This window comes from Pseudomonas khavaziana, from assembly GCF_036704165.1.
GTDB classification, from domain to species: Bacteria; Pseudomonadota; Gammaproteobacteria; order Pseudomonadales; family Pseudomonadaceae; genus Aquipseudomonas; species Aquipseudomonas khavaziana.
The window spans coordinates 4,585,876-4,602,638 of record NZ_CP129946.1; the positions used below are offsets into that span (position 1 = coordinate 4,585,876).

Below are 16,763 nucleotides of genomic sequence, written 5' to 3' on the forward strand. Positions count from 1 at the left end.
AGCTTCAAAAAGAATGCCCGCATAGGCGGGCATTCTTTGAGTAGTACACACTAGTGACAATCAACTTCGCATGAACGTCATGACTCCACTCCCCTAAAGCACATACTGATGTTGTCGATAAACGAGTAGTCCTCTGCAAAAACCTTCATTGAAGTAATAGCAGTTTCCGGTGCCGCTGCATATTCGACCCAGAAGCCAGCCCGCGTGTCTTCCGGATAATTGAATGACTTCAATACAGTGCCAGCTTGATCGTAAAACGTTACTGTTCCTGGCCGCTGCTTCCACACCCAGGAGAACCGCACAGACTCTAATGCGCGAGTAAATTCAAACAGATGTGCCTGGGGTTGATACTCGGCACCATTGCTCAGAACATAGTGTTTGCCCGAGTAGAACTCGCTATTACCGTATGTGACGATGCCTGCCGTACCCAAACCGGATTCAAAAGTTATTTTCAGCGAAGAGGTCTGGACGTTACCGCCTACTCCAAAGGTACCCAACGCCAGCGCCTCGAAACGCTCCACATCACAGACCAGAGGCAGCTTGAGAATAAGGTCCAATTTTGGGAAAGCAATCGCATCACTCCCATGTTCACTGTCATTGGGCGCCGTAATACATGTGACCGTAAGAAGCGAGTCATGCTTCAACAACGCAAGTTCTGCTCGGCTTAATACCTCCACGAGCCCGTTGTCGACCTCTTCGGCTGTGAGTTTTCTACCCCGCAAAATGTCAAAGGTATATACGCTTCCATCCTTTTTGGTGCCTGTACACTTCAACCAGATATAGTGGTACGCCAACGCGAACCACCAGCTTTCAACAATGATAGCGGCATGCCCTGCAAAGCTGGATAACGCCAAGACGCCTCCTTGTGTAGCCGGCGGAGTAGCCTCTGGCACTACCGGGGTGGGCAACCTCGTCGGCACGCTGATCTTCAATGCCAGCTTCTGCGACAGTGCCTGCTTGCATTCACTGGTGACCGTGTAGCTGATCGCGATGGTTTTGCCCGCGCCCCGAATTACCGCCTCACGCGGAATATCAAAATCTACATAATCCAGATCGGTATTGCCTGGTTTAGACACCAATGGCCAGCAGGAACCGTCCGAACTCTCCCAGCACACTTTGATCTCATGGTTCGCGCTGATCCGCTCATACGCCACCCGTACCGTCACCCCATACCGGCCGTTCCAGATGTTCAGTTGATCCCCCACCGCTTCCCGTACCGTAGGGGCTGGCAGAACCAGGTCTTCCTGCACCAGATTCAAGACCAACACCGGAAACTCTTCAGCGCTGGCCTTATCCACCTGACCGTTGTAATTGACTGCAAAATGCACATATATGAGACTGCAATCCGCCAGTTTTTGCAGCTCGCAGCGCGACAGGCTGATACTGACACCCGTTATCGGGCCAGACTCGCCTCGTATCACCTCAATACAGAACGACGTGCCGTCCTCCAATGTTCCTGTAACCCATAGCCAACGCGGGTCAACAACACCGATAAACCACCAGGGGCTGACAAGTATCACGGGATCAGCGCTAAAGGTATTAAGGTCCAGCGTAGTCCCCGTGGCTTCAGGGATCTGCGGCTTGGGTAAATCGCTGATGTTGAGGATATGGATATCGCGGGACGGCGAGAACCACGTCTGGCCCTCGCGCAACACGGTATAGCTCACTGAAACCGTTTGCTTGAAGTTGGCGCTGATCGCCGACGCCGGCACCGCAAAGTCGATATATCCTTCAGTCCCTATCTCCTGGCAAGTCAAATAAGGCGTTCCCGGCCCGGCAGTACCCTTCCAGTGAGCGCATACATAGTCCCCGGGGCATGCGTGATCGTAAGCTACTCGCAGCGTGGCGCCGTCCGTGGCATTGAGTGGGTTGAGCAAAAACTCCCCGGGGCTGCATTCCACCGCTTGAACGACGTTGGGTGCATCCAGTTCCAAGTGGGGCTCGGTGAGCACAGTCAACGTCTTGCTTGGGAACAGCCGGTAAGTGTTGGTCCCAGGACCGCCAAAATTGACATCGAAGATCAGGGTCAGCTTGCTGCCATGCTTGAGCTGCCTGAGCAGGTCAAGCGGAAAAGACCTGGTCCAGCCGCTTTGCACCTCTCGCTCAGTCACGTTTTCGCCCTGGAAAAACTCCTCATAAAAGCGCGTTTCATCTGTTTTGGTACCTGATACGTACAAATTGCTGGTCTGAATCGGATCAATGAACGCCCAAGGGGCAACCCATATATCGGGGTCGTCACAGCACAACAGGGAAAGATCCAGAATACCGTCTGGCGCTTGTATGAATGTGGGGGCAGGCAGATTGGAAGGCAGTCTGATTTTGACGCTGGCCGGCTGCGATGGATAGTCTTCACCGTCACGGGTCACGACGTAGGAAAAGTTAGCGTAATTATCGATTCGCAGGCCTACGTAAAACGGTGGGATATGAAACTCGACGCAACTGTCTTCAACGCCATTTTGTGAATCGATGGGTGCGGTCTCATTCGGGAGGGATGCCCATACTAAAGTGACTGTATCGGTGCTGCGACTGTCGGGGTAATACACCTGCACCGTCGCGCCCTCCAGCAATTTCAAAGGGTCGACCCATGTTGCTCCCTCAGCCTCAACCAACTTCGGCTTGGGCAGATCAAGGGCATCCGACGCGGACTTGGGCATGGTGAAAGCTCCTTCTCAATGAACAGGGAATGCCGAAGCCCAGGTGTCGGCCGGATCGACATCGCCCTATCACATCGTAAAAAAGCAAGTGTTCCTACTGTCAGAATTCACAGTTCGAATCCAACAAGGGGCGCTCTCCGACCAACGGACAGCGCCCTTTGCGCCTTAAAGCCCCTCCAGCTCCGCCATCAAATCACTCAACCGATCCACCTTCTCGGCACTGATCTCATTGCCCGCCAGCCCCTCGATGTACTCGGCCAACTCCGCCACCGTGCTGCACTCGAACATCGCTCGCAACGGCACATCGCGCTGCAGGGTTTTCTGCACCCGCGAGGCGATCTGCGTAGCCAGCAACGAGTGCCCGCCCAGCTCGAAGAAGTTGTCCTGTACCCCAACCCGCTCAACCTTCAACACCTCGGCCCAAATCCCGGCCAGGGTGGTTTCCAGTTCATTGCGCGGCGCCAGGTAGTCCTGGCTGTGCAGTTGGCCGATCTCCAGGGCCGGCAGGGCCTTGCGGTCGAGCTTGCCGTTGGCGTTCAGCGGCAGGCGTTCAAGCCATAGCCAGTGCAGCGGCACCATGTACTCGGGCAACTCGGCACGCAGGCGCTGCTTGATGCGATCCAGGCGCTCGCCAGCGTTCAACGTCTGGTCGGCTGCCACCAGGTAGCCAACCAGATGCTTGCCGTTGACGCCCTCCTGAACGCCGACCGCCGCGTCACGCACTTCGGATTGTTCGTGCAGGCGCGCTTCGATTTCACCCAGTTCGATGCGGTAGCCGCGAATCTTCACCTGATGGTCGATACGCCCGACGTATTCCAGCACGCCATCACTGCGGCGCCGCGCCAGGTCACCGGTACGGTATAAGCGCTCGCCCGGCGCACCAAATGGGTTTGGCACAAAGGCCTGGGCAGTGCGCAGCGGATCGCTGACGTAGCCGCGGCCGACACCGGTGCCGGCGACACACAGCTCACCGACCGCGCCCTGGGGCACCAACTCAAGCGCACCATCGAGCAGGTACAAACGGTTGTTGTCGGTCGGCGTACCAATTGGCAGGTAGGTGCCACGGGTGGACGCCAGGTCGACGCGGAAGAACGCCACATCATCCGAGCACTCCGCCGGGCCGTAGGCATTGACCAAACCTATATCCGGATAGCGCAACAGCCACTGGTGGGCCAACTCCGGAGGCATGGCTTCGCCTGTCGGCAACATCCAGCGCAGGCCGTCGAGGCTGATGCGCTCCTGGGCCAACATGCCCTGGATCAGCGACGGCACACTCTCCAGCACGGTGATGCCGTGGGCTTGAACGTGTTCCAACAAACCTTGCGGATCATGGGCAAGGGTGTTCGGCACAATATCCACCCGCGCGCCAAACAGCGGCGCGGCGAGGAACTGCCAGACGGAAATGTCGAAGCTTTGCGAGGCAGTCTGGGCGATCACATCCGCGTCAGTCAGATCCAGGTACGGCACCTTGCTCAACTGGTTATTAAGCATGCCGCGCTGTTCGACCATCACGCCCTTGGGCAAGCCGGTGGAGCCCGAGGTGTAGATCACGTAGGCGAGGTTGTCCGGGCCGCTGTAGACACCCGGGTTCTCACCACGGGCGGGCACTTCCTCCCACACCAGCAACTGGCAATCAACCCCTTCGAGCAACTCGATAGCCTGTTCGCGGCACGCCTCGGTACAGACCAGCAACGGCGTACGACTCAGGTCAATAATGCGGCTCAAACGCTGGCTTGGCAGACCCGGATCCAGCGGCAAATAGCCGGCACCGGCCTTGAAGCTGCCGATGATCATGCCGAGCAAATCGAGGTTACGTTCCGCCAGCAACGCCACCGGTTGGTCCAGGCCGACACCCGCCGCGACCAGCGCGTGGCCCAGGCCGTTGCTGCGGCGGTTCAGCTCGTCGTAGCTCCATTGCTGGTCGAGACAACGGGCGGCGATACGCTGCGGATGTTGCGCCACCTGTTCTTCGAACAGCTCAATGTAACTGCGCTCCAACGGGTAGCTGCGCTTGCTCTGGTTGCAGCCGTTCACCAGGAACTCACGCTCCTGCTCGGCAATCAGCGGCAGCTCGGCCATGTCGCCATGGAAGCCCTGCACCAGCGCCAACAGCAAGCGCTTGAACTCGCCGAGCATGCCTTGCACGGTGCTTTCGTCGAAGTAACGCTGGTCGTAGGACAGGTGCAAGCCAAGGTCATCGCCTGGATAGCACACTGCGGTGAGCGGGAAGTTGGTGTGGGTGCGGCCGGAATCCGAGGTGGCATTCAGGCTTTGCGCACGATCAAGCACCGAGACCTCAACCGGGGCGTTCTCGAACACGAACAGGCTGTCGAACAGCGGCTGCCCCTTGGGCAATTCGCTGTGCTCCTGGATAGTCACCAGCGGCAGGTATTCGTACTCGCGCAGCTGCATATTGCTGTCGAGCAAGGCGCTCAACCACTGGCGCACGCTGCAACGCTGGTCATCCTCAGGCAGCTTCACCCGCAACGCGATGCTGTTGATAAACAGGCCGACGGTGCGTTGCATCTGCGGCATGTCTACCGGGCGCCCGGCCACGGTGACGCCGAACAGCACGTCACGCTCGCCGCTCAAACGGCGCAGCACCAAGGCCCAGGCCGCCTGGGCGAAGGTGTTGACGGTGAGCTGGTGGGCCTGGGCCAATTCACGCAATTGCGCACCATCGTGGGCATCGAGACGGGTGTAGCAGTCGCCCACCACCATGCCGCCGCTGCCACCGGCATGTTCGCGCAGGAACGGGCGGTCGCTGGGGATCGGCGTAGCGCGTTCGAAACCTTGCAGGTTGTGCTGCCACCACTGGCGCGCCTCATTGAGGTCCTGGCGTTGCAGCCAGGCAATGTAGTCGCGGTAGCGTGGCGGCGTGGCCAGTTGCGCTTCGCGACCTTCGCCCAACGCCATGTAGATATCGAAGAAATCATTCATCAGCAGCGAACGGCACCAGGCATCGATAAGGATGTGGTGGTTGCTCATCATGAACCAGTAGCGCGCCTCACCCACGCGGATCAGGCGCAGGTGGAAAGGCGCCTGGTTGAGCAGGTCGAAGCCGGCTTCGCGCTCGGCCTTGAGCAGCGCTTGCAGGCGCGGCTCCTGCTCATCCTGCGGGTCGGCGCTCCAGTCCAGGTACTCAATCGGTGTGCTGCCGGGTTTGTGGATCACTTGCAGCATGTCTTCGCCGACGTTCCAGCAGAACGATGCGCGCAAGGCTTCATGCCGGGCGATCACCGCTTGCCAGGCCTGGGCAAAACGCTCGGGGTCCAGGGCGCTGTTGATGCGGTAGCGGTCCTGCATGTAATACAAGCCGGTGCCCGGTTCAAGCAGGGTGTGCAGCAGCAGGCCCTCTTGCATCGGGGTCAGCGGGTAGACGTCTTCGATGGCGCTGGCTGGCACCGGCAAGGTATCCAGTTGCGCCTGGGTCAGGTGGGCCAGGGGGAAGTCGGACGGCGTGAGGCCGCCGGCATCGTCCTGCAGGCAATGGGCGATCAGGCTGTGCAATTCGGCCAGGTAAGCCTCGGCCAGATCGGCAATCACCTGTTGATCATGACGCTCACGGCTGAAGGTCCAACGCAGCACCAGCTCACCGCCGAACACCTGGCCGTCGACGCTCAACTCATTGGGTAACGGCGCGTCCGGATCATGGGCCAGGCCGGCGGACTCTTCCAGCGGGTGGAACAATGCATCGGTGCCAAAGCTCTGGTCGAACTGACCCAGGTAGTTGAAGGTAATCGGCGCGCTCGGCAGTGCGGCCATGCTCTGTTTGCACAGGTCATCGGCCAGGTAGCGCAGCACCCCATAACCCAAGCCTTTGTGCGGCAGGACGCGCAGTTGCTCCTTGATCGCCTTGATCGAGTCGCCCTGCCCGGCCTGCGGTGTCAGGCGCAACGGATAGGCACTGGTGAACCAGCCGACGCTGCGGGTCAGGTCGATATCATCGAACAGGGTTTCGCGGCCATGACCTTCCAGCTGGATCAATGCCGAGTCGTGCCCGCTCCAGCGGCACAGCACGCGGGCCAGGGCGGTCAGCAGCAGGTCGTTGACCTGGGTGCGATAGGCGCTCGGTGCCTGCTGCAGCAACTGGCGGGTGTGTTCGGCATCCAGGCGAACGCTGACGGTTTCGGCATCGCGATTACGCCTTGCGCCTTGTGGGCGCTGCACCGGCAAGGCCACGGCCGGGCCGGCCAACTGCGCCTGCCATACGCTCAATTCTTCGCGCAGGGATTCACTCTGGGCATAGGCCTGCAAGCGCGCCGCCCAATCGCGCAACGCGCTGGTCTTGGCCGGCAGGCTGACGGACTGGCCTTCACCGAGTTGGCGATAGACGTTTTGCAGGTCTTCCAGCAACACGCGCCAGGACACGCCATCCACCACCAGGTGATGGATCGCGATCAGCAAGCGCTGCTGGCCCTGCGGCCCGTCCACCAGCAGGGCACGCAACAGCGGCCCGTGTTCCAGGTCGAGGCTACGCTGGGTGTCGGTGAACAGTGCGGTGCACTGTTGCATATCACCCACCTGGGCCTGCATCAGCACGCCGCCTTCCGGCACGGCCAGGTGTTCGGCGTGCCATTGCGCGTCGCGCCGGGTGAAGCTCAGGCGCAGGGCGTCGTGGTGTTCCAGCACCGCCAGCAGGGCTTGCTCCAGGCGATGGGGGTCGAGCAGTTGCAGGGGCTTTAGCACCAACGCCTGGTTCCAGTGCTGGCGTACGGGGATGTCAGTGTCGAAAAACCAATGCTGGATCGGCGTAAGCCCGGAGCTGCCGGTCAATACACCTTGCTCGGCCGTGACCTGCTCCGAACGGGTGGCGACGGCCGCCAGGGTCTGTACGGTCTGGTGCTGGAACAGGTCGCGGGGGCTGAAGTGAATGCCGGCCTGACGTGCACGGCTGACCACCTGGATCGACAGGATCGAGTCGCCGCCCAGCTCAAAGAAGTTATCGTCGAGGCCGACTTGCTGCACGTTCAACACCGCGCACCAGATCTGCGCCAGGGTGTGTTCAAGCGCGTTGCGTGGCGCCACGTAGTGTTGGCGATTGACCTCCGGATCCGGCGCCGGCAAGGCGCGGCGGTCGAGCTTGCCGTTGGCGGTCAGCGGCATGCTGTCCAGCACGATCAAATGCGCCGGCACCATATAGTCCGGCAGTTGCGCCTTGAGGTGCGCCTTCAACGCGTCGCGCAAGGCGGTGTGTTCGGCGTCGCTGGCCAGGTAGGCCACCAGTTGCTTGCCACTTGGCGCATCCAGTGCCAGCACCACCGCCTCGCGCACGGCGGGATGTTCCAGCAGGCGCGTTTCGATCTCGCCCAGCTCGATGCGGAAACCGCGGATCTTCACCTGATGGTCGATGCGCCCCAGGTATTCCACCAGGCCATCGGCGCGTTGGCGCACCAGGTCGCCGGTGCGGTACAGACGCCCGCCATTGGCGGCAAACGGGTCGGCGACAAAGCGCTCCGCCGTCATGCCCGGGCGGCGGTGATAACCCTGGGCCAGGCCGGCGCCGCCGATATACAACTCACCACTGGCGCCTTGGGGCACCAGCGCCAGGTCGGCGTCGAGAATGTAGGCCATGCGCTCACCGATGATGCTGCCAATCGGCACGCTGCCGGCGCCCTCCTCCACCTGCTGGGGTGCCAGGCTGGCCAAGGGCATCACCACCGTTTCGGTCGGGCCATAGGCGTTGAAGAACACCTCGGGCATGAACGCCGCCCGGATGCGCTGCAGGTGCTCCCCGGTCAATGCCTCGCCACCGGTGATGCACATGCGCACCGGTAAGGTCTGCTGCTGGGTCGCCAGCCACTGGGCCAACTGGCTGCCGTAGCTGGGGGTGAAGCCGAGGATAGTGATGCGATGGGTGCGAATCAGTGCGCAGATCTCTTCGGCGTCCCACTGCCCCTGGGCGCGCAGCACCACCTGCGCACCACTGAGCAGCGGTACCAGCAAACGCTCGGTGGCGGCATCGAAATTGATCGAATAGAAGTGCAGCTCGCAGTCATCGGCACGCATGCCAAACCGCTCGATCACCGCCTGGCAATGCATGGCGATTTCACCGTGGGACACCACCACGCCTTTGGGCTTGCCGGTGGAGCCCGAGGTGTAGATCAAGTACGCCTGGTGCTGCGGCAGGCTCACAAACGGCAGTGCATCAGCGGGATAATTGGCCAGCACCGGCAGGTCATCTTCCAGGCACCAGCACGCCACCGTCGCCGGCAATTCGCCGAGGGCTTCGAACATCGCCGCATCACTGAGCAGCAGGCCGATGTCGCTGTCCTCGATCATGTAGTGCAGGCGGTCCAGCGGGTATTCCGGATCCAATGGCACGTAGGCGCCACCGGCCTTGAGGATCGCCAGCAGGCCGATGACCATCTCCAGCGAGCGCGGCAGCGCCAAGCCGACACGCACCTGCGGGCCCACGCCGCGTTCGCGCAGCATCCAGGCCAGGCGGTTGGCGCGGGCGTCCAGCTCAGCATAAGTCAGGGTCACACCGACAAAGGTCAACGCTGGCGCATCGGCACGCTGGCTGGCCTGCTGGCCGAATAGCTGATGGATGCACTGGTCGAGGCGATGTTGGCCCTTCTCCACCCCCAGGCTGTCTTGCAATGCGCGCTGTTCATCTGCGCTCAGCAACGGCAATTCGCTCAGACGCTGCTGCGGGTTGGCGATCAAGGCTTGCAACAGGTTGCGCCAATGCTCGGCCATGCGCGCAATGCGCGGCTCGTCGAACAGGTCGGTGCTGTAGGTCAGGCAACAACCCAGGCGGTGGTCGAGGTCGGTGACTTCCAGATTGAGGTCGAACTTGGTCGCCCGCGCATCGTTGGCCAGGTACTCGACGCTCATGCCCGCCAGTTGGCGGCGCTGCTGGAACTCCCAGCGCTGCACGTTGCACATCACTTGGAACAGCGGGTTGTACGCCGCGCTGCGCGGCGGTTGCAGGGCTTCGACCAGATGGTCGAACGGCAGGTCCTGATGAGACTGGCCCTCGATCACGGTATGGCGTACTTGCTCGAACAGTTCGGCGACACTCATCTGCCCATTGAGCTGGCAACGCAGCACCTGGGTATTGAGGAACGCGCCGATCAGCCCTTCGCTTTCCGGGCGAATGCGGTTGGCCACCGGGGCGCCGATGCGCAGGTCGGTCTGGCCGCTGTAGCGGTAGAGCAACACGGCCAGGGTCGCGGTCATGGTCATGAACAGGGTCAGGCCGCGCTCGGCATTGAAGGCGCGTACACGGGAGGCCAACTCATCACTCAGGTCGAAGCGGTACAGCTCGCCCTGGTGGCTTTGTACCGCTGGCCTTGGGCGGTCGGAGGGCAGCTCCAGCAACGGGTGTTCAGTGCCCAGTTGCGCGATCCAGTAATCCAGCTGGCGTTGGCGCTCGCCGGACTCCAGCCACTGGCGCTGCCACACGCTGTAGTCGAGATACTGCACCGGCAGCGGCGCCAGCGGCGAGTCGCGTTCGTCGATAAAAGCTTCGTACAAGGCGCTGAGTTCACGGGCAAAGATGTCCATGGCCCAGCCTTCGGTGACGATATGGTGCAGGGTCAGCACCAAGTAGTGTTCCTGCTCGCCGGCCTTGACCAGGCAGGCCCGCAACAGCGGCCCGGTTTCCAGGTTGAACGGCGTGTGCGCTTCTTGAGCCGCCAGTTGCTGCAAACGCTGTTGGCGCTCGGTTTCGCTCAGCGCCGAGAAGTCCTGCCAGTCCATGCGCACAGCGGCCTGCGGCGAAACCTTCTGGCATGCCACGCCGTCGACGCTCGGGAAGGTGGTGCGCAGGGTTTCATGGCGCATGATCAACGCCTGCAACGCTGCCTCGAAACGCTGCACATCCAGCACGCCGCGCAGGCGCGCCATGCCGCCGACGTTGTAGGCCGGGCTGTCGGGCTCCATCTGCCAGAGGAACCACATGCGCTGCTGGGAATAGGACAACGGCACCGGCGCGCTGCGGTCGACCTTGGCGATTGCCGTCTGTTGGTTGCGTTGGCCCGCGGCCTGGATCAGCCCGACTTGCTCGACAAAGGCGCCCAACTCGCTGGCTTCGAACAGGGTGCGCAACGGCAGCTCGACGTCACAGGCCTGGCGGGTGCGGGAGATGATTTGCGTGGCCAGCAACGAGTGCCCGCCCAAGGCGAAGAAGTCATCGCCCAGGCCGATGCGTGGCAGGCCGAGGACCTCGCGCCAGATCGCGGCGATTTGCAGCTGCAACGCTGTGTGCGGTTCGATGTGTTCGCGGGTGTGCCAGACCGGCTCCGGCAAGGCGCGGCGGTCAAGCTTGCCGCTCGGGCTCAGGGGCATGGCGTCCAGGCGCATCAGCAGCGCCGGCACCATGTACTCCGGCAACTCGGCGGCCAGGGCGGCCTTGAGTTGTTGTGCGTCCAGTTCGGTGTGGGCGGTGTAGTAACCGATCAATTGCGCATCGCGTACCAGCACCACGGCTTGGGCGATGCCATCAAGGGCCAGCAGCCGCGCTTGAATTTCTTCCGGCTCCACACGAAAACCACGCAGTTTGACCTGCTGGTCCAGGCGCCCGAGGTATTCAAGTACGCCATTGGCATTCCAGCGTGCGCGATCCCCGGTGCGATACAGGCGTGCACCCGGCGCGCCCAAGGGGTCCGCGACAAAGCGTTCAGCGGTCAGCCCGGCACGGCCAAGGTAACCGCGGGCCAGGCCGATGCCGCCGATGCACAACTCACCCGGCACACCGGCCGGCAACGGGTTGAGCTGCTCGTCAAGCACGCGGCAGATCACATTGCCCAAGGGCCGACCAATCGGCGAGCGTTCGCCATCGGCGGCAGTGCAATGCCAATGGGTGACATTGATCGCGGTCTCGGTGGGGCCATAACGGTTATGCAGTTGCACTGCAGGTAATTGCGCGAGGACGCGGTTACGCAACTCGGCGGGCAAGGCTTCGCCACCGGAGAACAGGCGGCGCAGACTGGTGCATTCGGCCACCAACGGCTCGTCGATAAACACCTGCAACAGCGGCGGCACGAAGTGCAACGTGGTCACGCCATGTTCCTGCACCAACTGCGCGATGCGGTGCGGGTCGCGATGCTCACCCGGCCCCGCCAGCACCAGGCGGCAACCGGTGATCAGCGGCCAGAAGCATTCCCACACTGACACGTCGAAACTGATCGGCGCCTTTTGCATCAGCACATCGGTTTCATTCAGTTGGTAAGTGGCCTGCATCCACTGCAAACGTTCGGCCAGCGCGCCATGGGTGTTGCCCACGCCCTTGGGTTGGCCGGTGGAACCGGAGGTATAGATCACGTAGGCAAGGTTGTCGCCGTGCAGGTGCAGGCCCGGTGCCTGGGTTGGCCAACGGTCCAGGTGCAAGCTGTCCATGGCGATCACGCAGACGCCTTCGGCAGTCGGCAACTGCGCCAGCAACGCTGTCTGGGTCAGCAGCAGATGCACGCCGCTGTCCTTGAGCATGAAGGCCAGGCGCTCGGCGGGGTAATCCGGGTCCAGCGGCACGTAGGCGCCACCGGCCTTGATGATCGCCAGCAGGCCGACCAGCAGTTGCGGCGAACGCTCGGCGGCGATGGCCACGCACACGTCCGGGCCAACGCCCTTGTCGCGCAAGTAATGGGCCAGGCGGTTGGCCTGGGTGTGCAGCTGGGCGAAGGTCAGGCTGCCGTCCTGCCAGACCAGCGCGGTGGCGTCCGAGACCTGTTGGTTGAGCAGCTCGGGCAGCCATTGCCGGGCCGGTTCACAAGGTGCTGCGCTCCAGGCGTGCTGTTCGTCGGCCAGCATCAACGGCAGGTCGCCGAGGGCTTGCTGGGGTTGGGCGCACACAGCTTGCAGCAGGTGGATGAAATGCTCGGCCAGGCGCCGGATGGTCGCGGTCTCGAACAGCTCGTCGGCGTAGTCAAACGACAGGCTCAAGCGCCCGTTGCGGTCTTCTTCGCTGTGCAATTGCAGGTCGAACTTGGCTTCGCGGCTGTGCCATGGCAGTTCATCGGCGAGCAGGCCCGGCAGGCGGCGCAAGGCGCTGAGGTCACGTTGCTGGTGGTTGAACATCACCTGGAACAGGCCCTGTTCGCGGGCCTGGGGGAAGGCTTCCAGCAGTTGTTCAAAAGGCAGGTCCTGATGGGCCTGGGCGGCCATTGCCGTCTCGCGCGTGGTCGCCAACAGCTGGTTGAACGGCTGGCGCCCATCCAGTTCGGCACGCAGCACCAGGGTGTTGATAAAGAACCCGATCAGGCCCTGGGTTTCGTGGCGCGGGCGGTTGGCATTGGGCACGCCGATACGGATATCGTGCTGCCCGCTGTAGCGATAAAGCAGGGTCTGGAACGCCGCCAACAACAGCATGAACGGCGTCGACTCGTGGGCCTGGGCGGTCTGGCGAATCGCGGCGCTGAGGCGTGCATCCAGGCGCACGCTATGGCGCGAAGCACTGTGCAGATGCTGGGCAGAACGCGGATGATCAGTGGCCAGGTCCAGGGCGGGATGCTCTTCACCCAACTGCGTTTTCCAATACACCAGTTGTCGCTGGCCCTCGCCTTCGGCCAACCATTGGCGCTGCCAACTGCCGTAGTCGGCGTAGTGCAAGGTCAACGGTGGCAGGTCCAGGTTCTGGCCTTGGACGGCAGCGGCGTACAGCCGCGAGAACTCGTCGATGAGGATATTCAGCGACCAACCATCAGCGATGATGTGGTGCAGCGTCACCAGCAGTTGATGGTCTTCATCATCCAGGCGCACCAGGGTGACCCACAGCAGCGGGCCTTTTTCCAGGTCAAACTGGGTATGAGCCTCGTCTTCGCGGATCTGTTGCGCACGGGCTTCGCGCTCGGCGTGGGGCAGGTCGCTGAGGTCGATGACTTGCAGCGCGAAATCCACCTGCGGTTCTACACGCTGGAAGGCTTGCCCATCACGTTCGTAAAAACGCGTACGCAGCGCTTCGTGGCGCTGGATCAGGTGCTGGAAGCTTGAGCGCAGCGCGTCTTCATCCAGCTCGCCGCGCAGGTGCAAGGCACCGGGAATGGTGTAGGCGCTGCTGTGTGGGTCCAGTTGCCAGGTGATCCACAGACGGTTCTGGGCCAGGGATTGGGGCAGGTCTTCGTGGCGCGACAGCGCGTGGATCGCGCCTTCGGCAACGCCGCCGTCCCGTTGCAATTGCGCCACGGAGGCGGCAAAGGCTGCTAGGGTTGGCGCTTCAAACAGCAGGCGCAGGTTCAGCTCCAGGCCCAGGGTTTCGCGCAGACGCGCGACCACTTGCGTCGCGGTGATGGAGTTGCCGCCGAGCAGGAAGAAATGATCGTCGGCGGCCACGCTGGTCAGTTGCAGTTGCTCACACCAGATCGCCGCGATCTGCTGTTGCAGGTCCGATTCCAGCGCCACTTCGCTCGCCTGCCCCAGCTGCCCGGGGAATTGCGCGTAGCTGTCGAGGCTGCCATCGGCATGGCGAATCGCGCAGGCTGCACGTTGTACTTTGCCGCTGGAGGTCTTCGGCAAGGCACCGGGGTTGAGCAACACCACCACGCTCGGGGCTTCTTGATAAGCCTCGGCCACGGCTTGGCGGATCGCCTTGATCAGCGCTTCGGGTGGCAGGATTTTCTGCACGCTGCGGCTGATTTCCGCCGCGATGCCGATGCCTTCCACGCCCTGGTCATTCACCGCAAACGCGGCGACCCGGCCCTTGCGCACCACTTCCACTTCGCGCTCGATGGTCTGTTCGATGTCCTGGGGGTAGAGGTTGTGACCACGCACAATCAGCAGGTCTTTGAGGCGACCGGTGATGTACACCTCGCCGTCGCGGATAAACCCCAGGTCACCGGTACGCAGCCAGGTGTGGCCGGCGTGCTGGACGAAGGTCCTGGCGCTGGCTTCGGGGTTGCGCCAGTAGCCGTGGGCGATGCTCGGGCCCGTGGCCCAGAGCTCACCGACGCGGTTGTCGGCAAGCTCCGCCAGGGTATGAGGATCGACGATCAGCACGGCGTGGTCCGGCTGGCTGGTGCCGCAACTCATGATCGCACTGCCCTGTCCGGGTTCGGCGCGGTTGGCGGCCAGGGCCTGTTCGTCCATGTGCATCGCGGGGATGCCGCGGCCACGGGTGCCGCCGGCGACAAACAGGGTGGCTTCGGCCAGGCCGTAGGAAGCGAAGAAATTATTCGGGATGAAACCACAGGCCGCGAATTTTTCCGCGAAGCGTTCCAGGGTGTCGAGGCGGATCGGTTCGGAACCGGAATAGGCCACGCGCCAGCGGCTCAAGTCCAGGCGCTCCAGGGCCGACTCACTGACCCGTTCGCTGCACAGGCGGTAGGCGAAATCCGGGCCGCCGCTGATGGTGCCGCCGTATTCGCTGATCGCTTCCAGCCAACGCAATGGGCGGCCGAGGAAGTAGGCTGGCGCCATCAACACGCAGGGCACGCCGCTGAAAATGGGTTGCAACAGACCGCCGATCAGGCCCATGTCGTGATACAGCGGCAGCCAGCTGACGATCACGTCATCGGGGTTGAGGTCGATGCCGAAGCCACGACGGATCAATACTTCGTTGGCGACCAGGTTGCCATGGCTGACCTGCACCCCCTTGGGCAAGGCGGTAGAGCCGGAGGTGTATTGCAGGAAGGCGATGTCGTCAGCTTGCAGCTCGGGCTCGAGCCAGTGCTCGGCCTGCTGTGCATCCAGGCTGTCCACGCTCAATACTGGCGGTGCGTTTTCGATCTGCGCCAGGCCTTCGCTGAGGCTGGCAATGGTCAATAGCAGGCGCGGCTCGGCGTCCTGGATGATCGACAGCAAACGCTCCTGGTGGTGACGGCGCGTGGACTCCGGCGGATAAGCCGGCACCGCGATCACCCCGGCGTACAGGCACCCAAAGAACGCCGCGACGTAGTCCGGGCCGCTGGGGAACAACAGCACCGCACGCTCGCCCGGGCCGGCCATGGCTTGCAAGGCGGCGGCGATGGTGCGGGCGCGCAGGTCCAGATCACGGTAGCTGAGCACCACGCTCTGCTCGGCCGACTCGGCCAGGAAGCGCAGAGCCACCTGGTCCGGTGTCTGCGCAGCACGGCGTTGAAGGGACTGGACCAAAGTGCGGGGGAGTTCGAAGGCGTCCATCATGGGGTTCCTGCCTGAAATCGGCTTACGGGAAATTCGGCTTACTTGAAAAATCGACAGTGGGGAGCGCTCAGACGGCAAGCCGTTGCCGCGCCGCGTCGATGCGCCAGCGCGCCAGATGTTCCTCGGCATAGCGGCGCACACAACGCAGCACGGCGCTTTCGTGCTGCACGAGGAAGAAGTGGTGGCCGTCAAACATGTCCAGGGAAAAACCGCTGGCGGTGTCGAGCTGCCAGTCGAGCAACTGGTCGGCGCGCACGCTGTCCTGCTTGCCGCCGAACACATGGATCGGCAGGCCCAGGGGCTTGCGCTCGCCATAGGTGAAGCTGCCGCACAACAGGAAGTCAGCGCGCAGGATCGGCAGCATCAACTGCATCAACTCGGGGTTGGCCAGGGCTTCTTCGGCGGTGCCCTGTAATTGGCGCAAGCGGGCGATCAGTTCGGTATCGTTTTTTTCGATGGCGTATTCACTGACATCGCGTCGCGCCGGCCCGGCGGTGCCGGAAGCAAACAGCGCCAGAGGCGCCGGCACATCGCGCGCACTCAAGGCATGGGCCAATTCAAAGGCCAGCAACCCGCCAAGGCTGTGGCCAAACAGAGCATAGGGGCCGTCGAGGTCACGGCTGATTTCCTCGGCCAACTGTGCTGCAAGGGCCTTGATATCGCGCTGCAACGGCTCGTCCATGCGCAGGCCCCGCCCGGGCAATTCCAGCGGGCACACCTGCAGCCAATCCGGCAGGGCGCGACGCCAGCGAGCGTAGACCGAGGCACTGGCGCCTGAATGAGGCAGGCAAAACAGGCGCAGCCGGGATGGCGCACTCATGACGTGAGGACTCCAAACTGCAACATGCCGAATGCACGATAAAAACCCATCTGGTCCTCCTGCGGGTACTGATCCTTGGCCGTTGTACTAACAGGCCTGTCACCCAGAAGAACGGACGGCAGAGGTAAATAATTAGTCGTCAGGGACGAGCGAGACGTGGCTCACACCTTTCACAAAGGCATAAGATTAGTTCGCCTTCTCATTTGACAATCATTATCATTCAGCAT

The 16,763-nt window shown here is 62.4% G+C and carries 3 protein-coding genes; all 3 read right to left on the reverse strand.

The window, feature by feature from the left end:
- Positions 1 to 77 precede the first annotated feature (77 nt).
- The 3 genes from QYQ93_RS20365 to QYQ93_RS20375 all read right to left on the reverse strand — a co-directional run bounded on the left by QYQ93_RS20365 (position 78) and on the right by QYQ93_RS20375 (position 16,536).
- A complete protein-coding gene (locus QYQ93_RS20365; protein WP_338475363.1) occupies positions 78 to 2,654 on the reverse strand; it encodes a hypothetical protein in 2,577 nt (858 codons plus the stop codon).
- Positions 2,655 to 2,819: 165 nt separating this feature from the next.
- A complete protein-coding gene (locus tag QYQ93_RS20370; RefSeq protein WP_338475364.1) occupies positions 2,820 to 15,716 on the reverse strand; it encodes a non-ribosomal peptide synthetase in 12,897 nt (4,298 codons plus the stop codon).
- Between the two features lie 67 nt (positions 15,717 to 15,783).
- Positions 15,784 to 16,536 carry a thioesterase II family protein gene (locus QYQ93_RS20375; RefSeq protein ID WP_338475365.1) on the reverse strand — a complete coding sequence of 251 codons (753 nt, stop codon included), beginning with the start codon at positions 16,534 to 16,536 and terminating at the stop codon, positions 15,784 to 15,786.
- Positions 16,537 to 16,763: the final 227 nt, after the last annotated feature.

What these genes read in the sequence shown, in the direction of transcription:
- QYQ93_RS20365 (WP_338475363.1), bottom strand. Translation starts at nt 2,654, where the DNA reads ATGCCCAAGTCCGCGTCGGATGCCCTTGATCTGCCCAAGCCGAAGTTG.
- QYQ93_RS20375 (WP_338475365.1), bottom strand. Translation starts at nt 16,536, where the DNA reads ATGAGTGCGCCATCCCGGCTGCGCCTGTTTTGCCTGCCTCATTCAGGC.
- QYQ93_RS20370 (WP_338475364.1), bottom strand. Translation starts at nt 15,716, where the DNA reads ATGATGGACGCCTTCGAACTCCCCCGCACTTTGGTCCAGTCCCTTCAA.